Origin of the sequence: Bradyrhizobium sp. G127 (assembly GCF_021502575.1) — a bacterium.
Taxonomy (GTDB): domain Bacteria; phylum Pseudomonadota; class Alphaproteobacteria; order Rhizobiales; family Xanthobacteraceae; genus Afipia.
The window spans coordinates 169,215-188,992 of the sequence record NZ_JAKFGN010000003.1; the positions used below are offsets into that span (position 1 = coordinate 169,215).

The 19,778-nt window shown below is 62.9% G+C and carries 13 protein-coding genes and 2 pseudogenes; 7 read left to right on the top strand and 8 right to left on the bottom strand.

Features of this window, described 5'->3' with window-relative positions; genetic code table 11:
- The first annotated feature begins 18 nt into the window (after window positions 1-18).
- Window positions 19-960 (top strand): class I SAM-dependent DNA methyltransferase, encoded by a 942-nt coding sequence (locus LVY71_RS20390; protein ID WP_235101740.1) that lies wholly within the window; start codon window positions 19-21, stop codon window positions 958-960.
- Here LVY71_RS20390 and LVY71_RS23095 read toward each other — a convergent pair.
- Window positions 944-1,089: pseudogene (locus LVY71_RS23095) on the bottom strand (EamA/RhaT family transporter); the annotation flags it as partial. The gene LVY71_RS20390 and the pseudogene LVY71_RS23095 overlap by 17 nt on opposite strands.
- A gap of 11 nt (window positions 1,090-1,100) precedes the next feature.
- Here LVY71_RS23095 and LVY71_RS20395 point away from each other — a divergent pair.
- A pseudogene (locus LVY71_RS20395) lies at window positions 1,101-1,526 on the top strand (LysR substrate-binding domain-containing protein); the annotation flags it as partial.
- A 3-nt stretch (window positions 1,527-1,529) separates the two neighbouring features.
- Here the strand turns inward: LVY71_RS20395 and pdeM are convergent.
- From pdeM to LVY71_RS20410, 3 genes are all read right to left on the bottom strand, one after another.
- Entirely contained in the window at window positions 1,530-2,222 is a 693-nt protein-coding gene (gene pdeM, locus LVY71_RS20400; RefSeq protein WP_235101741.1) for a ligase-associated DNA damage response endonuclease PdeM, read from the bottom strand.
- Between the two features lie 6 nt (window positions 2,223-2,228).
- A complete protein-coding gene (locus tag LVY71_RS20405) occupies window positions 2,229-4,790 on the bottom strand; it encodes a ligase-associated DNA damage response DEXH box helicase (protein WP_235101742.1) in 2,562 nt (853 codons plus the stop codon).
- A gap of 70 nt (window positions 4,791-4,860) precedes the next feature.
- Window positions 4,861-6,078 (bottom strand): ABC transporter substrate-binding protein, encoded by a 1,218-nt coding sequence (locus LVY71_RS20410; RefSeq protein WP_235101744.1) that lies wholly within the window; start codon window positions 6,076-6,078, stop codon window positions 4,861-4,863.
- A 193-nt stretch (window positions 6,079-6,271) separates the two neighbouring features.
- On the opposite strand from LVY71_RS20410, the gene LVY71_RS20415 reads away from it, so the two are divergent.
- Window positions 6,272-6,826: a DMT family transporter gene (locus LVY71_RS20415; RefSeq protein ID WP_349629916.1), complete on the top strand. Its 555-nt coding sequence runs from the start codon at window positions 6,272-6,274 to the stop codon at window positions 6,824-6,826.
- 66 nt (window positions 6,827-6,892) lie between these two features.
- Complete coding sequence (locus LVY71_RS20420) at window positions 6,893-8,224, top strand: Nramp family divalent metal transporter (RefSeq protein WP_235101745.1); 1,332 nt, start codon at window positions 6,893-6,895, stop codon at window positions 8,222-8,224.
- Here LVY71_RS20420 and LVY71_RS20425 read toward each other — a convergent pair.
- From LVY71_RS20425 to LVY71_RS22995, 4 genes are all read right to left on the bottom strand, one after another.
- Complete coding sequence (locus LVY71_RS20425) at window positions 8,221-9,003, bottom strand: TIGR02186 family protein (RefSeq protein WP_235101746.1); 783 nt, start codon at window positions 9,001-9,003, stop codon at window positions 8,221-8,223. The genes LVY71_RS20420 and LVY71_RS20425 overlap by 4 nt on opposite strands.
- Window positions 9,000-9,926, bottom strand: coding sequence for a sulfite exporter TauE/SafE family protein (locus tag LVY71_RS20430; protein ID WP_235101747.1), 927 nt, complete (start codon window positions 9,924-9,926; stop codon window positions 9,000-9,002). Before LVY71_RS20430 ends, LVY71_RS20425 begins: the two co-directional genes overlap by 4 nt.
- 203 nt (window positions 9,927-10,129) lie before the next feature.
- The gene (locus tag LVY71_RS20435; RefSeq protein WP_235101748.1) at window positions 10,130-13,372 is read right to left on the bottom strand and encodes a tetratricopeptide repeat protein; all 3,243 of its coding nucleotides are present in this window, start codon (window positions 13,370-13,372) and stop codon (window positions 10,130-10,132) included.
- Window positions 13,373-13,555: 183 nt separating this feature from the next.
- Window positions 13,556-14,326 (bottom strand): TetR/AcrR family transcriptional regulator, encoded by a 771-nt coding sequence (locus tag LVY71_RS22995; protein WP_235101749.1) that lies wholly within the window; start codon window positions 14,324-14,326, stop codon window positions 13,556-13,558.
- Window positions 14,327-14,447: 121 nt separating this feature from the next.
- Here LVY71_RS22995 and LVY71_RS20445 point away from each other — a divergent pair, with 121 nt between their 5' ends.
- From LVY71_RS20445 to LVY71_RS20455, 3 genes are all read left to right on the top strand, one after another.
- Window positions 14,448-16,241 carry an acyl-CoA dehydrogenase C-terminal domain-containing protein gene (locus LVY71_RS20445; RefSeq protein ID WP_235101751.1) on the top strand — a complete coding sequence of 598 codons (1,794 nt, stop codon included), beginning with the start codon at window positions 14,448-14,450 and terminating at the stop codon, window positions 16,239-16,241.
- A 79-nt stretch (window positions 16,242-16,320) separates the two neighbouring features.
- Window positions 16,321-17,529 carry an acetyl-CoA C-acetyltransferase gene (locus LVY71_RS20450; protein ID WP_235101752.1) on the top strand — a complete coding sequence of 403 codons (1,209 nt, stop codon included), beginning with the start codon at window positions 16,321-16,323 and terminating at the stop codon, window positions 17,527-17,529.
- A gap of 10 nt (window positions 17,530-17,539) precedes the next feature.
- On the top strand, window positions 17,540-19,753 hold the full coding sequence (locus tag LVY71_RS20455) for a 3-hydroxyacyl-CoA dehydrogenase NAD-binding domain-containing protein (RefSeq protein WP_235101753.1): 2,214 nt from the start codon (window positions 17,540-17,542) through the stop codon (window positions 19,751-19,753).
- The last annotated feature ends 25 nt before the right edge of the window (window positions 19,754-19,778 follow it).

Genomic DNA, 19,778 nt, shown 5'->3' on the forward strand with positions numbered 1-19,778 from the left:
GAGGTTCAGATCAAGTCCATGCCTGCGTCCTTGTTCCTGTCATCGGGAAACCTGATCGCCGACCGGCGCTATGATTTCGGACGCGACCTGCAACTGCGCGGCGATCTTGCCGCCGCCGCGGACCTGATGGTGCAAGCGGCGGAACTCGAGCCCGGCTTTGCCTCGGCATGGTTTGCGCTTGGCGACCTGCGCGAGCAAATGGGCCAGCGTGATGACGCCGTCGCCGCTTACCTGCGCGCGCGCGACGCCGATCCTGACGATCGCCACGGCGCGAAGCTGCGATTGATGCGGCTCGGGGCGGAAAATCTCTCCGCCATGCCGCCGGGCTACGTGCGCGCCCTGTTCGACCAATACGCGCCGCGGTTCGAAAAGACGCTGGTGCAGGATCTGGATTATTGCGGTCCGCAGGTTCTGCTGAAAGCGGTCCTCGCGGCACGTCATGCCGCCAAGCAGCCAGCCCATTTCAAACGCGTGATCGATCTCGGATGCGGAACCGGGCTTGCGGCGCGCGCGTTCGCCTCGTTGGCCGATGAGTTCATCGGCATCGATCTGTCACCGGGCATGATCGATCGCGCCCGGGCCACGGGGCTCTATGCGCTGCTGGATGTGGCCGACATGCTGCAGGGCCTGCGCGCAGAAGATGAGACGAGTGCGAATCTGGTGATGGCGGCCGATGCTTTTGTCTATGTGCCGGAGCTTGATCCGCTGCTGCGAGAGGTCGCGCGCGTCTTGAAGCCGCAAGGCTTGCTCGCTTTCACGGTGGAGACGAATCCGGGCAAGGGGGTCGTTCTCGGGCAGGGGCTGCGCTACGCGCACGCGGCGGACTATCTGCGCGATGCCGTCGCCGGTGCGGGATTGAAACTCTGCGCGATAACCCCGGCGTCCACCCGCACCGAGGCAGGGGAGCCTGTGCCGGGTTTCGTTGTGACTGCAAGCAAGGCGTGGCCAGCATGCTCGTGAAGACCGGATTGGCGCGCTGACGATCAGGGCATTCAGGCCGGCCGAGATGGTGCGCAGTCCAACATAGCCCAGCCCGAGATAGAGCGCGTTGTTTGCCACGCCGATCAACGCGAATGCCATGACATCGCGCCGCGCAAAGCCGCGACGCCGGAGAAAAGGGCGGCATCGCGGTGTGGCCGGAGCGCGTTCACTGGCGGACCAGCAAGAAGAATCCGATCGATACGAAAGGCGCAATCGCTGCCGCTGGTGTTCTTCGTGGCCGGGTGTCTCTACCGAACCCGGGCGATCCACGCCATCGAAGCCGCCGGGCGCAACTGGCGCATGGCTTTTACCAATTCGAGCCTGTTCGGCATTCAGGCCGCAGTCGCCGCCGGGCTTGGCTCAGCATCCTGCCGCAGATCGCCATCCAGGCCGACCACCGCGTGCTGACGGCGAAGGACGGTTTTGCACCCATCGATAAAACCGAGGTCGCGCTGGTGGCGTCGCCCGATGCAAGTCGGGCCACACTGCGTCTTGCCGACCGGCTCGCGGAGTTTTGCAGCAGCGTGCAGGCGAAAGCTGCGTAGATTTTAATAACAGCGCGATGCCGCGATGGTGTGAACGCGGCGGTCGCCGAGCACATGCGCCGTAAAGGCCAGCGTCTCGAAGATCGCGGCAAACGCGACATCGCGAATGCTCAAGCCACCGGTATAGGCGCCGAACGCCGGCATGACCGCGCGCAATCCGTCGCTGGCGAAACACCGCCGCTCGACCGAGCGCCCTCGCGTCGCGACCCGCGCCTTTGGATGCAGATGACCAGCGATCTCTCCGACGGCGCCGGTGGGCTCGTGGCGAAACAGGATCGGTCCGATGGCGACTTCATCGGCCACCACGCCGCCGAGATCACGCGGCAGCGCGGGATCATGATTGCCGGAGATCCAGATCCAGTCACGCCGCGCCTGCAAGGCCGACAGCGCGCCGCGATCATCGGGCGAGAGGCGTTCATGAGCATTGCGGTCGTGGAAACTGTCGCCGAGCGCAATCACCGCGCGCGGATTGTGGCGCGCGATCACCGCGCCCAATCGTGCGAGTGTCGCGGCCGTATCGAACGGCGGCAGCAACACCCCGCGCTGCGCGAAGCTGGACCCTTTTTCGAGATGCAGGTCGGAGACGATGAGAAGACACTCGTCTTCCCAGTAAAGCGCACCGGCAAGGTCGGCGGCAAAGGTGACACCCGCGACGGTGACGACCGGAATTCGATCTGTGGCCTGCGCCGCTTGCATCTTGCATCAATCCTGATCGGGCATCGCCTCTTTGACGAGTTCCTCGGCGGCTTCCGCCAGCAACTCGTCCGATCCTTCGCCATAAACCGCTTCGCGGCCGATTTCCAGCATCACCGGCACCGCGAGCGGCGAAACCCGTTCGAGTTCCTTGTGGGTGATTCGGCCTTTGATCCGGGTCAGCATATCGCTCAGGCGGCGAATATCCAGCAACCCGGTGGCGGCGTCGGCCCGCGCCGCACGCAGCAACACATGATCGGGCTGGTGCTTGCGCAGCACGTCATAAACCAGATCGGTCGAGAACAGGACCTGCCGCCGCGATTTCTCCTCACCGGTGAACCGCCGCGGGATCAGGCCCGAGATCACGGCACAGGTGCGAAACGTCCGCTTCATCAGCGCGGATTCAGCGAGCCAAGCTTCAAGATCGTCGCCCAGCATGTCGGCGTCCAACAGCGCATTCAGATCAAGCCGCCCGTTGCGGATCATCGACGACATATCGCCGAGCGACCACACTGCCAGCGCGTATTCATTGGCGACGAAGCCGAGCGGCTTGGCACGCGCACGCTCCAGCCGCCGTGTCAGCAGCATGCCGAGCGTTTGATGTGCAAGACGGCCCTCGAACGGATAGCAGACGAGATAGTGCTTGTCGGCGCGCGGGAATGTTTCGACCACAAGCTCGCGCGGACCGGGCACGCGGGAGAATGCCGCTTGCAATGACAGCCATTCGCGCACCTGATCGGGCAAACCCTTCCAAGCGCGCTGGTCCGCCAGCAGCAGCCGCACGCGCTCGGCCAGATATGTTGAGAGCGGAAACTTGCCGCCCATGTAGGACGGTACTTTGGCGTTGGCATCATTGCTGCGCGAGACATAGACCTCGTCTTCCATCAATGCTTCGTAACGCACCACCTCGCCACCGAACACGAAAGTGTCGCCAGTCACCAGGCCCTCGATGAAATACTCCTCGATCTGGCCGAGCATGCGCCCGCCCCGCGCGATGGCGCCGGTGGAGCCCGAGCCCTTGCTGCGGCCGCGCACCAGTTTCACCTTCAGCATCGGCTCTTCGACGATGGTCCCGACATTGAGGCGATAGCTTTGACGCACCTTCGGATTGGTGACGCGCCAGCGCCCATCTTTATCCTGCTTGATACGCGCGAAGCGCTCGTAACTCTTCAGTGCGTAGCCGCCGGTGGCGACGAAATCGATCACATCGTCGAAATCCGTGCGCGGCAAATCCGCATAGGATGCGGCGCTGCGCACTTCCGCATAAAGCGCATCAGCCAGAAATGGCGCGCCGCAGGCGCAGCCGAGCACATGCTGCGCCAGCACGTCGAGCGAACCGGTGCGCTGGGGCGGCGTGTCCTGCGCATTCTCCGCCACTGCATCGATGGCCGCACGGCATTCCAGCACTTCAAAACGATTGGCCGGGACCAGGACCGCGCGCGACGGCTCGTCGAGGCGGTGATTGGCGCGGCCAATCCGCTGCATCAGCCGCGACGCCCCCTTCGGTGCACCGACATTGATGACGAGATCGATGTCACCCCAGTCGATGCCGAGGTCCAGGGAGGATGTACAGACCACGCCGCGCAGCCTGCCCGCCGCCATGGCATCCTCGACCTTGCGGCGCTGCGCGACGTCGAGCGAGCCGTGATGCAACGCAATGGCAAGGCCGTCGTCGTTGATACGCCATAGGTCCTGAAACAGCATCTCGGCCTGCGCGCGGGTATTCACGAACATCAGCGAGGTCTTGTTGGCCTTGATGAGATCGTAGATTTCGCCGAGCGCATGACGGGCCATATGGCCGGCCCACGGCAAGCGCTCCTTGGTATCGAGCATTTCGACGATAGGCGCGGCCCCGGCGTCCGCGATAACGAGATCGGCCGTGTTCTGCGCCCCGCCAATCTGAGGCATCAGATAGCGGCGCAGGTCATCGGGCTCGGCGACCGTCGCCGACAGACCGACCGTGGTCACCTGCGGGGCAAGCCGCCACAACCGCGCGAGGCCCAGCGACAGCAAATCGCCGCGTTTCGACGTCACCAGCGCGTGCAACTCGTCGAGCACGATACGTTTCAACGACGAGAACAGATACGGCGCGTCATCGGACGACAGCAACAGCGCGAGCTGTTCGGGCGTGGTCAGCAGAATATCAGGCGGATACTTGCGCTGGCGCTGCCGCCGCGACACCGGCGTGTCGCCGGTCCGGGTCTCGACCCGGACCGGCAGCTTCATATCGGCGATGGGACGCTCCAAATTCCGGGCGATATCCACCGCCAGCGCCTTCAGCGGCGAGATATAGAGCGTGTGCAGACCGCCGCTGCGGGTTACGCCCCGGCCTGTGGATATGGTCTTTGCGGATGGTTGCGATCCGGGCGCGCCCAGTTCCACCAGCGTCGGCAGAAACCCCGCGAGCGTTTTGCCCGCGCCGGTCGGCGCGATCAGCAGCACCGAGCGGTTGTCACGCGCCTTGGCAAGCAGGTCGAGCTGATGCGCGCGGGGCGACCAGCCCCGCGCCTCAAACCAGCGCAGGAAGTTTTCGGGCAGCAGACCTGGCGATATCGGAGTCTTGGTGTCCACGCCCTACAGGTAAGGCGTCACAACGCCGGGGTCGAGGGCGGAGGCGAAAATCGCCTCCGCGTGAGATGCTTTATTGGCTGACCGGCGTCGTATCGAGATCCCAGTCCTTGCCGTTGAAAGTTCCGATGAACAGCGTCTTGATCGGCGAGTAATCATCCGGCGACGTTGCGTAGGTAATGCCCGGCAGGAAGATCGGCGCCTTGTAGCCGGCAAGCGAGGTGGCCTGCTTCAGAACGTTGTCGTGGGTAAGCTGGTCGCCGCATTTTTCCAGAATGCGCGCCATGGTCACCGCCTGCGAATAGCCTTGGAAGGCGATGGTATTGTCCTGATCGACATTCGGCAGATACTTGGTACGCAATTCCTGGAATCCCTTCACGTCGGCATCGTCCGCCCATTTCGCGCTACCGACCTCCTTGGTGTAGCTCGCAGCCACGATCCCGATAGCGTTCTCGGCGCCCGCTGCGTTGAGAATCGATCGGCCGCTCGACGTGCTGACCAGAAGGTGCAGCGGCTTCCAGCCAAGCTCAGCAACCTTGCGGATCGATTGCGACGTCGCTTTGCCGGTGGAGATATTGTAGAAAACATCCGCGCCGGATTTCGACAGATTGATCATCTGGGAATCGATGGTCGGATCGGTGAGATCGTAGGAGGCTTCCGCGATCACCTTTGCCTTACCGCCGGCGGTGGTTAGGACCTCCTTGAATGAATTCATGTAGTCGCGCCCGAACTCGTCGTTCTGAAACAGGATAGCGACCTTGGCGTCTGGCTTCTTCTGCAACAGATAGCGCGCGAGGATGCGTCCCTCGGTCGGATAGAGCGGCAGGCCCGGCGTGGTCCATTTGAAATTCTTCGGATCGTTCCAGCGCCCAGCCCCGGTGTTGAGAAGAAGCTGCGGGATGTTCTTGCCGTTGAGATATTTCTGCACCGCGGTCTGCGGTCCGGTGCCGAGCGAGCCGAACAGCGCGAGCACTTCTTCCTGCTCAACCAGACGCCGCGTCGCCTCGACGGTCTTCGGCGCGCTGTAGGAATCATCCAGCGTAAGAAACGTGATCTTGCGGCCGTTGATGCCGCCCTTTTCATTCAGCATCTGGAAATACGCCGCCTGCGTGCGGCCAATCACGCCGTAGAGCGAACCCGGCCCCGAATGCGGAACGGTCTGGCCGAGCTTGATCTCGGTGTCGCTGGCGCCGGGATCGTATTTCTTCTGGGCGTGCGCGGTGGTTGCCGTAACCAGAACCACGGCGGCGAGCACCGCTCCAGCGGCGAATGACGAAATTTTTGTATTCATTGTTGTGTCGTCTCCCTGAGCCGTTCCAGCGGCATTCTGTGATGCCTTTGAAATCGAATTATGCATTCACCCCGGATCGTGGCGCTATGCCAAATGGTATGCTGGCAGGGCCGAAATGCCTGTCTTGCGTTTAGTCGTTGCGCCGGGATTTTGCGACGGCGGCTAAACAGCGCAGTAGCGCCTCGTCGCCGCAATGGCAGCGTTGCTGGGTGAGCAGATCACGTGGCGCAAGGTGGCGGGTTTGCTGCTTGGCGTCGTCGGTGTCGCGCTGATCGTCGCGCACCGCATGGCGTCAGGCCCGGATAGTGCGATCGGCATTGCGTTCTCGGCGGGCGCGCTGGTGTCGATCGTGGCCGGCACCATCCTGTTCAAGGTGTTGGCTCCCACGGGAAGTCTCTGGGTCGGCAATGGGGTTCAGAATATTTCCGATGGTCTGGTGCTGCTGCCGTTCGCGCTGATGTTCTCAAACGTCGGCGACATCGTGCCCAGCGCCCGGCTGTTATGGGCCCTAGCCTATCTTATCTTGTTCGGCTCCATCGTGGCCTATGTGCTGTGGTTTCACCTGTTGACCGTGGCGGGTGCCACGGCGCTGAGCGTGTTTCACGTCCTGATGCCGCCGCTGGGCATGCTGTTCGGTTGGATGATGCTTGGCGAATACGTCGCGGCATGGGGTCTGCTGGGAATCATGCCGGTCGCGGCCGGCGTCTATTTGGTGACACAGACGCGTAACCGCTTCATGCTTCCCTGATCCCACGCGGTTCGGTATGGAACTGAACCGCGCCATTTCCGTTGTCCGGCGCGGCTGGACGCGAGTATGACGCATAGCAAGATCGATCATCGAAAGACGCCGGAGGTGACCCATCCGGCACCGAAAAAGGCGCCTGATCCGTTCAGCCTGCGCGGCTTCCTGAAAACCCTCGGCCCCGGTCTCGTCACCGGCGCGTCGGATGACGATCCGTCCGGTATCGGTACCTATAGTCAGGCCGGCGCCCAGCTTGGCTACGGCATCGGCTGGACTATGCTGCTGACGTTTCCCCTGATGGTGGCGATTCAGGAAATCTCGGCCCGGGTCGGCCGCGTTACCGGACGCGGCATTGCCGGCAACGTTTGCCGGCATTACCCGGCCTGGGTTCTCAACATCATTGTGACGCTGCTGTTCATCGCCAACACGATCAACATCGCGGCCGATCTTGCGGCGATGGGGGACGCGCTCAAGCTGCTGATCGGCGGTCCGGGTTTTCTCTACGTTCTGGTGTTCGGTGTGACCTCGGTGGTGGCGCAGATATTCCTCGACTACAAGCGCTACAGCGCGGTGCTGAAATGGCTGACGCTGAGCTTGTTTGCCTATGTCGCGGCGCTGCTGTTTGCGAAAGTTTCATGGAGTGATGCTTTGCGCGGTATAGCCGTCCCCCAGATTCAGTGGACATCCGCATTCCTCACGACCCTGGTGGCGATCCTCGGCACCACCATCTCCCCCTATCTCTTCTTCTGGCAGGCCTCGCAGGAGGCCGAAGACCAGCGGGTGGATGCGAAGAAGCAGCCGCTCGCCGAAAAGCATTATGGCGCGCAAAAGGAATTTCATCGCATCCGCGCCGACACCATCGTCGGCATGGGGTTTTCTAACCTGATCGCGATCTCGATCATCATCACTGCCGCGGCGACGCTGAACGCAACCGGCAAGACTGACATCGAGACCTCCGCGCAGGCTGCCGAAGCGTTGAAGCCGATCGCCGGCGTCTTCGCAGAATTCGTCTTCGCACTCGGCATTATCGGCACGGGGCTGCTTGCTATCCCGGTGCTGGCGGGGTCCGCCGCCTACGCCATTGGCGAGGGCCGGAAATGGACTGTTGGTCTCGCCCGGAAGCCCCGGGAGGCTGCGGCGTTCTATGGCGTACTGGCGCTGTCGGCGGGCATTGGCATTCTGTTGAATTTCACGCCGATCAGTCCGATTTCGGCGCTGTACTGGAGCGCCGTCATCAACGGCGTGCTCGCTGTGCCCGTCATGGTGCTGCTGATGATCATGGTGCGGCGTAGCGACGTAATGAACAAGTTCGTGATCGCCGGGCCGCTGTACTGGCTGGGATGGCTGTCGACGGCGGCGATGGCAGTCTGCGTCGTGGCGATGGGCGTTGGATTTTTTATCTAGTCCTTGCGGAAGATCACGGAGGCCAGCCATCCAGTCATGATCGCCATCAATGCCGTTGCAAGACCGTAGAGCAATCCGTGCTGGCGTGCGGAATTGGCGACGAATTGCTCGAAGCCGACCTTGACGATATCGAATGCGGTTTCGGCCTTGGTCACGAAGGCGCCATTTGCAAACAGTTTGATGTCGATGTCATAGGTGCCGATCGGCACTTCAGCCGGCAGCGGAATCCCGGTGCGGAACAGCGTCGGTGTCAGAAAAGTCACTGCATTGGTTTCTTCGCGATAAAGCCCGTGCTCGGTGCGCAGCCGCACGAAAGCGGAGCGGAACGGATCGCTCGCAACCACATTGGCGACATCGGGTCCCAGGCGTTGCGGCAACGGGAAGCCCGCCAGTCCGATTTGCTGCCGCCGTTGCGTGTCCGGCGAGGCGATGTTGTCGATGGGCCGGTTGGCGAAAATGCCAAGATAGCCCGGCACCTGAATGAACTGACGCGAGTCGACGTTGACCCAGATCCCAAGCTTGCGCTCCTTGCGTCGTGTCACCATGTCGGCGCGTGGCCCGCTGACCGTGACGACGATGTCGTAGCTCGTTCCCGTCGGCAGTGATTTGCTGTCGCGCTCAATCGAGCCGAACAGCACAAGTTCGTCGCCGGAATAGTTCGGCGTTACAGTAATGCGATGGTTGGAAACCGAGACAATCAGGTTTTCGGCGCGCGCCACCCCGCCCGGTGCAAGCGCCGCCAGAAGACAGGCGAAGGCGAGTGCGGGGCGCGCTATCATCCGCCGCCTCCGAGATCGCGAATGGAATAGAGTTCATCCGGCCGGATCACCAGTTCGACGGCAAAGCGAATGCCGACCGACAGGATCAGCAGCCCGAGGAGCAAACGCAGGTGTTCACCGCGGATGCGCTGGCCGGCCTGTGCGCCGAACTGGGCGCCGATCACGCCGCCCACCATCAGCACCAGTGCCAGCACAGCATCGACCAGATGATTGGTGACGGCATGCAGCACGGTCGCGACTACCATCGTCGTCAGCGTCAGCACCAGCGCGGTGCCGATCACGGTGGAGGTCGGCACACGCAGGATGTAGATCATCAGCGGAATCAGCAGAAAGCTGCCGCCGATGCCCATGATGGCGCCGAGAAACCCGACCAGGAGTCCGATGCCGACGATGGGAATCGCCGACAGATAGATTTTGGAGCGCTTGAAGCGCATTTTTAGCGGCAGGCTGAGAACCCAGCCTTGAGCGCGTGCCCGTCGCTTGATTGTTGTGGCGCCGGTCCGTGCGCGCATGATAGCACGCAGACCTTCCAGAAACATCAGCGTGCCGACGGCGGTCAGCAGCACCACGTAGGACAGCGCAATCATGAGATCGAGTTGTCCGACAGAGCGCAGCAGCGCGAAGACCCACACCCCGAGCGCAGTCCCGCTCACGCCGCCGCAGAGTAGAACCAGCGCCAGCATGGGGTCGATGGCGCGCTTGCGCCAATAGGAAAGCGCGCCGGAGAACGACGACGCGGCCATATGGCTGGCGACAGATGCGACGGCGACCCCCGGCGCGATTCCGATAAAGATCAGGAGCGGCGTCATCAGGAAGCCGCCGCCCACGCCGAACATGCCCGACACGAATCCGACCGCCGCGCCCATCGCCAGGATGAGAAAGACATTGACCGGAATATCGGCGATCGGGAGGAACAGTTGCACGCGGATTCGCTTGGGTTTCGGCGCGAGGCCGCAGTCAAGCTCCTCGCAGCAGTGAATATGCCGCGACGCGGGTCATGCGCCGCGCCTCTGCTTAGCCGAAATCGTTCAGGGTTGCGCTAAGGAATCGGAGCGGCGCGCTGAAAAATGTGTGACGTGGTTTTCGGAATTGCGTCACGCGTTAATCTTAACGCGTAGCGCCCGCGCTAGCGCGCGACGTTCTTGGCGGATGCCGGCTTGGCGGCAGGTTTTGCCGCGGGCTTGACAGCCGTTGCGACATCCCATCCACCGGCGGGCGCGCCGACCGCGGTGGCTTCATCAGGCTGCGGCTCGGCCGTGAAGGTCTGGGTCGCGAGTTTCGCCGCCGCAAGCGACTGCGGGTCGAGCCGCTTGGCGACATCGTCACGTTTGCGCGCGGAATCCGTGTCGCCCTGTGCGGCCGCGAGGCTGAACCATTTATAGGACTCGGCGAGGTTCTGTTCGACGCCGATGCCGCGCGCGTAGAGAATTCCGAGGTTGAACTGACTGTCGGCGACGCCGCGTTCGGCGGCCTTGCGGAACCATTGTGCGGCGCTCTTGTAGTTCGGTCCGAGGCCGCCGCCATCCGCGTCCAGGACGGCCAGATTATGCATGGCCTTGGCGCTGCCTTTTTCCGCGGCCTGCAAGTAATAGCCCCGGGCGGCATCGAGATCTTTCTTGGTGCCGAGGCCCTTTTCATAAAGGGTGCCGAGCCGGAACGTTGCCGGCACGACACCGCCCTGCGCAGCGCGCTCATACCATTTCGCTGCGGCGGCATAGTCCGGTGCAACGCCTTTGCCCTCGGCATAGCGAACACCGATCTCGAAAGCCGCGCCCGGCTCGCCCTTGCCGGCGGCGGCGCGAAGCGTCGCGCTGCCGATCGATTCAGGCAGCGGGTCCGAAATCGGGATCAGCACGGGCTTGGTCTTCGGCTTTACGGCCGGCGGAATCGCAGCGGAGATTCGTTCGTTTGGCGTCGCAATGGACCCGGTCACGTCAGGAGCCGCGGGCCGCGCTGCCGGCTCAGACGGCGTGGAGGCAGGAATCTGCGGAATTGCTGCGGGGATTGCCGGCTGCGCCGTCATCGGCTGGCGATTGAGCGGAGTTGGGGATGTGATCGACGGCATCGCAGGTGCGATGTCGGATCGCGGCCCGTTTTCACCGGCAGGCGGGGATGCGGGGGGCGTGACACTCGATTCTGCAGGCAGCGACGGGTTCGCGCTGTCATGGCTGCTGAGCAGGTTCATGCCCATCTTCACCGTGCCCAGCACAATCACGACCACGCTTGCGCCGACGAGGAGGGCGCGGATCTTCGATGAGATTCCGGAATCGCCGCTGGTCGCGGCCTTGGCCGCGCTGCGGGCAGCCTCATTCAGCGCGGTGACGCGATTCGGCTTTGTGCCCGGAGCGGCAGGGGCTGCGGCGGCCGCCTGCGCGGCACGGCGCGCGGCTTGAATGAAGTTGGTTGAACTGACGGGCGCTGGCGCGCTGCCGGAGATTTCGTTCAGGACGACTTCCGACGCGGCAATGCGCTCGGATGGTGTCGATCCACGCGCCGTTTGCAGGCGGGTGCCCGGCTCAAGCGGATGGTCGGGCGGCAGGCTCGGATCGATCGGGCTGCGCGGTAATGGCGGTGGCCGAACTGACGCGGGCGATGGCGCCGCCGCAGGTTCTTCCATACGGGCCAAGGGCTGCGCGATGTCGAGCGCGCGGGCGGTCGACGAATCGGACATGGCCGGCGCACGGGCAATCGGAGCCTGCGCCGCAGCAGGATTCGGCATTTCGGGACGTGGCACCGGCGCGAAGGAGGTCGCCGCACGCGGTGGCTCCGGTGCGTAGGTTTCACGGGCGCGAGGCTCGGACGGCGGCATCTCGCGTGTCGCCGGAGCGGCTCGCGCGGTGCGCAAATCGCCCTCGATCTGCGCCAGTCGATCGACCACATGACCGAGCGTATTGTGAACGGCTTCCAGCGAACTCTGTGTATTCCGGGTGGTTTCCGAGTGGCTGAAACGAAGATCGGACAACTCGCGCTTGATGGTGTCGACTAGATCGCCATCCGTCTGTGTCGGCGAGCGGGAGCTCTGGTCGGCCGCTGCGCTATGGACGCGCTGCTGCTCCAGATGGCGCAGAATGTCCGAAAGGCCTTCCTCGACCCGTCCGAGATTGCCGCCGCGCGGCTCCGACATTTCCAGCCGCTCGAGCAAATGCTGGACGCGCTGCTCGACATGGCTCAGCGACGACGCGCTGTCATGCCCGACCTGCAGATTGTCGAGCCGGTCCGAAATCGTGCGAACCGCGTTGTCGAAGTAAACGGTATCGCCTGCGGGCGGGCGGTCGCGCTGCTCCAGCGCCGTGGTCAGTACGGCGATGCGCTGTTCCAGCGCCGAGAGAATATCGCCGTTACCGCTGGCCCGCGAGAGCTGGTCGACCTTGATCGACAGCGTCTGGACGTGACCGGCGAGCTCGTTCAGCGCGTCGTTCGATGCAACGTTGGATACGATCCCCCTGAGCGCCGCGATGGCGTCCTCAAGCTGGCGGACCGTGGCCGGATCGGTGCTGGATCGCACGATGCTGTCGATCTTGCTGCCGAGATTGCGGATGGCCTCGTCGAAGCCGGCCAATTGCTCGGCGGGCTTGAGCGTGCGCAGTTCGCTGTAGATGTCCGACAGCGCGCGCTCGATGCCGGAGAGCGCCGTCGAGTCGATTCCGCTTGAGCGGGTCTGGTCGATGCGTTGCCCCAGCGATCGAATCTCGCCTTCGAGCGATTCGATCGCGCGCCGTGGCAATGCTTCGGTGATGGCATGACGGATTTCCGCCAGTTCGCTGCGGAATGCGCTGATCGACTGTTCGATTCCGTCGGGACGCCGCAGTGTCTCGATCTGGCTGGTGATATGCGAGAGCTGCCGCTCCAGCCCGGAATAATCGGCCTGCGGCTGGATCGGCGGAGTGTGATCGACGAAAGAGGGGGGCGGCATCCGCGCAGCGGAGGTCCGCGCGCGGGGTAGCAAGCCATCGAGTTCGCCCTGCCGCGCAACAATTTCCGCGATCGAGAAGTCCATGGGCGACATGCCCATCGGGTTGCCCTGTGGGGTACGGGCCGGCGCAGACCGGGAAGGGGCGGGGGAGTCAGAGATTTGCGACAGCCGGGCATCCAGCCGTGAAATTGCATCGTTTAACTGCCGGGCGACGGCAGGATCGCCTTTGGGGCCACCAGGCGTCCGTGAAATATGGTCGACTTGGCGGGCGATGGAATCCAGCCGTTTGTGGATTTCGGCGACATCCTGGGCTTCGCGGGCTGTCGGGTCGGGACTACCGATCGCGGAATTCAGCCAATCCCCCAAGGACATACCGGCACGTCGCGCGGAAGCCTCAGCCCTTTCTCGGACCGAAGGCTCGATTCCGTCAACACTCCACGATACGCGCGCTGTCATGCCTAGGTCCGGTCACAGCGCGGGCTCCTGCCAGCGCGTTTCAGACCCCCCGCGTCCCTTGAAGAGACAATCAAATTTCGACGCGAGACGTCTGTTTCCAGCGCTGACTTTTTCGCGTTACGGTAAATACCCGGTTAATAAACGTCGGCGGCCCTACGATTATTGGTTTTCAGGCCTGAAACGTCAGCTTGAGGCCGGCCGCGTGAACAGGCCGCTGAGATCGCCGAGATCCGCTTCGGTGATCGTTTCGTGAGCGGAGTTCATGACAGACGACTGCCCGATATAGGCCCAGTAAATGAACTCGGCGCGGGGGACCGATGTCCGGGCGTCGACGCCGGATTCGCGAAGAAGCTTGGCGATATAGGCCACGCGCCCCGCATCGACAGCCGCAACGACTTTGGCGGCATCGGCATCCGTCGCAGCCCAAGCGCGGAAGGCGCGATCAAGGCTTCGGTCTTCCTTGAAAGCCAGCTTCATCAGGTAGGTAAGTCGCGCCGGCCCAATGATCGACGAATCGATCTCACGGATCACGCCATCCGTCGCGCGCTCCTGCCATGTGGCCAAAAGCTGGGTGCGGAAATCGGCAATGCTTTCAAAGTGCCAGTAGAAGCTGCCGCGCGAGACCTGCAGCCCTTCGGCGAGCATTCCGGTCTTCAGGGCGGCGGAGCCTTGCCGGGCAAGCGTCCGCAGCCCGTGGGCAATCCATTGCTCGCGGGTGAGGCGGTCTTTTGATTGTGACGATTCCGCAGCTTCGACCATACACAAGTGTATTGACACAAAATCCAGCCGCGCGCTAGGCTCCGTACAGAGGTGTATGGATGCCTTGGCAGAATACGGTTCGTGAACTGGCAGGTCTTGTCGGTGAATGGGCAACGCAATTCTGCGGTGGCTGACTTCAACAACGAGAGCGAAGGCGTCAGTATGAATGGCGTCGACATCCTCGCGCTCGCCCACGACGGCGCGCATTGCGCGTTCCAATGTCATGGTGAGGTCATTGAAGGCGGTCCATGTGCTGAGGCGACCATCGCCAGGCAATTCGTGCAAACCACGCCCATTGTGAACCGAGAGACATTCCATGACGATCTACAAAGCACCCGTCGAAGACGTGACTTTCCTTCTCAACGACGTCTTTCAGATCGACAAGTACAACAACCTTCCCGGCTTCAGCGACGCTACGGCCGATGTCCGCGCAGCGATCCTCGACGAGGCCGCCAAGTTTTCTGAAAAGGTTCTCCAGCCGCTCAATCATTCCGGCGATCTCGAAGGCTGTACGCGCCATGATGACGGCCGCGTCACCACCCCGGCCGGCTTCAAGGATGCTTTCAAACAACTCGCGGACGGCGGTTGGCTCGGCCTGTCGGGTCCGGCGGAATATGGCGGCCAGGGTCTGCCGGTGACGCTGTCGCAGACGGTCAACGAATTCCTGATCTCAGCCAACATGGCGTTCTCCATGTATGGCGGCCTGACCATGGGCGCGATGGCCGCACTGCTCGTTCATGGCTCGGACGAGCAGAAGAACACGTTCGTGCCGAACATGATGGCCGGCAAGTGGGCCGGCACCATGAATCTCACCGAGCCGCAATGCGGCACCGATCTGGGCCTGATGCGCACCAAGGCGGTGAAGCAGGCCGACGGAACCTACAAGATCACCGGCACCAAGATTTTCATCTCCGGTGGCGAGCAGGATCTCACTGAGAACATCGTCCACCTCGTGCTGGCGCGGATCGAGGGCGCACCTGCGGGCATCAAGGGCGTCTCGCTGTTCGTTGTGCCGAAGGTCAAACTGAAATCCGATGGCTCCATCAGCGGCGAGCCTAACGGCGTGGTGTGTGGCTCGATCGAGCACAAGATGGGCATTCACGGCAACTCGACCTGCGTGCTGAATTTCGACAACGCGGTCGGCACGCTGGTGGGCGAAGAGAACAAGGGCATGGCGGCGATGTTCGTCATGATGAACGAGGCGCGGCTCGGCGTCGGTGTTCAGGGCCTCGCGCAATCCGAAGTCGCGTATCAGAATGCCGCGGCCTACGCGAAGGACCGTTTGCAGGGCCGCGCGCTGACCGGCGCGCAAGCCAAGGACAAACCAGCTGATCCGATTATCGTGCATCCGGATATTCGCCGCACGCTGATGTCGATTCGCGCTTTCAACGAAGCTGCGCGCGCGCTGGTGGTGTGGACCTCGCTGAAGAGCGATCTCGCGCATCGCTCCGACGATCCGAAGGAGCGTCAGGCGGCCGACGATCACATGGGCCTGCTGACACCGGTGGTCAAAGGCATGCTGACCGATGTCGGCTTCGCCAATGCGGTCGCCGCGCAGCAGGTCTATGGCGGTCACGGCTATATCGTCGAGACCGGAGTCGAGCAGTTCGTGCGCGATGCGCGCATCGCCATGATCTATGAAGGCGCCAACGGCATTCAGGCACTGGATCTGGTCGGCCGCAAGCTCGGCCGCGACGGCGGCCGCGCCATCACCGCGTTCTTCAACGAGGTTTCCGCTTTCGCCAAGGAGAACGGCGCGAACGAGGCGCTGAAGCCGTATCTCGGCCCGCTCTCCACATCGCTGCAGCACTTGCAGCAGGCGACCATGTGGCTGATGCAGAATGCGATGGCGAAGCCCGACAACGCGGGCGCGGCGTCCACGGACTACCTGCATCTCTTCGGTCTGGTGACGCTCGCCTACATGTGGGCGCGGATGGCGAAAGTTGCGCAGGACAAGCTGGCGGAATCCGGCGAGCAGCCCTACCTGAAGTCCAAGCTCGTCACGGGAAAGTTCTTCATGGAGCGGATGTTGCCGGAAACAGCGCTGCGCCTGTCGCGCATCCAGTCGGGTGCCGGCGCGATGATGGAACTGCCTGCCGAAGCGTTCTGAGATCTCAGTTTCCCCGCGCCGAGCTCCGGCGCGGGCTCCGGCCCAAACACACAACAACCGGGATTTGAAGGAGGGCGTCATGCCTGAAGCATTTATCTACGATCATGTCCGCACGCCGCGCGGCAAGGGCAAGTCCGACGGCTCCCTGCACGAGGTGACGGCGCTGGCGCTGGCCACCGCGCCGCTCAAGGCGCTCAAGGAGCGCAACAATATCGAGGTCGATACCATCGATGACGTTATCCTCGGTGTGGTCGATCCGATCGGCGAAGCCGGCGGTGACATCGCGCGTTTCGCCGCGATGAATGCCGGCCTCGGCGAATCCGTGCCCGGCATCCAGATCAGCCGCTTCTGCGCCTCGGGTCTCGACGCGGTGAATTTCGCCGCGGCGCAGATCATGTCCGGCCAGCACGAACTGACCATTGGCGGCGGCGCGGAATCCATGAGCCGCGTCGGCATTCTGTCCTCGGGCGCATCGTGGCCGATGGACCCGTCCATGGCAGTGCCGTCCTACTTCATGCCGCAGGGCGTATCTGCCGACCTGATCGCGACCAAGTACGGTTTCTCGCGCGACAACGTCGATGCCTATGCCGTGCAGAGCCAGCAGCGCGCTGCAAAGGCTTGGGATGAAGGCCGTTTCAAGAACTCGGTCATTCCGGTGAAGGACATCAACGGTCTCACCATTCTCGACAAGGACGAACATATGCGTCCATCGACCACCATGCAGTCGCTCGGGCAGTTGCAGGCGTCGTTTGCAGCGATGGGTGCGATGGGCGGCTTCGATGCGGTGGCCGTGCAGTCGCATCCCGAGATCGAGGCGGTGAACTATGTGCACCACGCCGGCAACTCGTCCGGCATTGTCGACGGTGCGGGCGCCGTTCTGCTCGGCAATGCGGAAGCCGGCAAGAAGTATGGCCTGAAGCCGCGTGCGAAAATCCGCGCCTTCGCCAATATCGGGTCCGAGCCGGCGATGATGCTGACCGGACCGGTCGATGTGACAAAGAAGGTGCTGGAGCGATCCGGCATGAAGCTCAAGGACATCGATCTGTTCGAACTCAACGAGGCGTTCGCCTCGGTGGTGCTGCGCTACATCCAGGCGTTCGAGATCGACAACGACAAGATCAACGTCAACGGCGGAGCGATCGCCATGGGCCATCCGCTCGGCGCGACCGGCGCGATGATCCTCGGCACCGTGCTTGACGAACTCGAGCGCACCAACAAATCCACCGCTCTCGTCACGCTGTGCATCGGCGGTGGCATGGGCACCGCGACCATCATCGAGCGCGTTTGAGGATCGACACATGACGTACAAAAATTTCAAGGTTGAAACCGACGCCGACGGCATTGCGTTGGTGACATGGGACATCCCCGGCAAGTCGATGAACGTGCTGGACGAGACCACCGGCACCGAACTCGCCGCGATCGTCGACGCGACCACCAAGGATGCGGCGGTCAAGGGCGTGGTCATCACCTCCGGCAAAGAAGCGTTTTCCGGCGGCGCTGACCTCACCATGCTCGAAGGCATGAACCGCACCTATCTGGAGATGCTCACGAGCAAGGGCGAGGAAGCCGCGAACAGGTATGTGTTTGAGGAAGTCGCCAAGCTGTCGCAAAACCTGCGCAAGATCGAGACCTGCGGCAAGCCGTGGGTCGCGGCGATCAACGGCCTCGCGCTTGGCGGCGCGTTCGAACTCGCGCTGGCCTGTCATTACCGCGTGGCGGCGGAGAATCCGAAGACCCGCCTCGGCCTGCCTGAAATCAAGGTCGGCCTGTTTCCGGGCGGTGGCGGCACGCAGCGGCTGCCGCGCATGATCCAGCCGATGGACGCCTTGCAGATGCTGCTCAAGGGCGACGCCATCGATCTGAAGAAAGCGAAGGCTTTGGGAATTGTCGGCGCCGTTGTGCCGCAAGCCGATCTCATCAAGACCGCGAAGGAGTGGATCAAGGCCGGCGGCAAGGCCGTCGCGCCTTGGGACGAGAAGGGTTTCAAGCTGCCCGGCGGCCCGGTCTATTCCAAGGCCGGCATGCAGTTCTTCCCGCCCGCGAACGCGATCCTGCGCCGCGAGACCCACGACAACTATCCGGCGGCGCGCGCCATCCTGCAGTGCGTCTATGAAGGCCTGCAGTTGCCGATGGATGCGGCGCTGCGCGTCGAGTCGCGCTGGTTCTCGAAGATTCTGCGCTCCAAGGAGGCGGCGGCGATGATCCGCTCGCTGTTCGTGTCGATGCAGGAATTGAACAAGGGTGCGCGCCGTCCGCAGAACGTGCCCGCCACCAAGGTGAAGAAGCTCGCCGTGATCGGTGCGGGCTTCATGGGCGCGAGCGTCGGATTCGTTTCGGCGCAGGCCGGTATCGAGGTGGTGCTGATCGACCGCGATCAGGAGAGCGCTGACAAGGGCAAGGGCCACGCCAAGACCGCAGTCGACGCCGCTGTCTCCAAGGGCCGCATGAAGCAGGCCGACGGCGATGCGATCCTGTCGCGCATCACTGCGACACCTGACTACAATGCGATCAAGGATTGCGATCTCGTCATCGAGGCCGTGTTCGAGGATCGCAAGGTGAAAGCTGAGACCTATGCCAAGGCGCAGCCGTTGCTGCGCGACGGCGCGATCTTCGCCTCCAACACCTCGACGCTGCCGATCAATTCGCTGGCCGAGGAATGGAAGGACCAGTCGAAGTTCATCGGCATTCACTTCTTCTCGCCGGTCGAGAAAATGATGCTGGTGGAAATCATCGTCGGCAAGAACACCGGCGACGTGGCGCTCGCCACCGCGCTCGATTACGTCCGCCAGATCAAGAAGACGCCGATCGTCGTCAATGACTCGCGCGGCTTCTTCGCCAACCGTTGCGTGCTGCGCTACATCTCGGAAGGCTATGAGATGTTCAAGGAGGGCGTGCCGCCCGCGATGATCGAGAACGTCGGCAAGATGGCCGGCATGCCGGTCGGCCCGCTGTCGCTCAACGACGAGGTTGCTATCGACCTGTCGTTGAAAATCCTCAAGGCTACCGAAGCCGACATTGGTCCGCAGGCCGTCGATCCGGAGCAGAAGGCGCTTCTGGTCGAGATGGTTGAGAAGCGTGGACGCTTTGGCCGGAAGAACGGCAAGGGCTTCTACGATTATCCGGAGAAGGGCAAGGGTCAGAAGAAGCTGTGGCCGGAGCTGACGACGCTGCAGTCCAGGCATCTCGATCCGGATACCCTGGACGTGGAGGAATTGAAGCAGCGTTTCCTCGTGGTGCAGGCGGTGGAAGCCGCGCGCACTGTGGAGGATCATGTCATCACCGATCCGCGCGAAGCCGACGTCGGCTCGATTCTCGGATTCGGCTTTGCGCCGTTCACCGGCGGCACGCTGTCCTACATCGACTTCATGGGGACGAAGAACTTTGTCGAGCTGTGCCACAAGCTGGAGAAGAAGTACGGCTCGCGCTTCACGCCGCCGAAGCTTCTGATCGACATGGCCGCCAAGGGCGAGACCTTCTACGGCCGCTTCCCGCCGAAGAAACTGGCGGCGTAAGTCTTCACACCATGACATCGAAAAA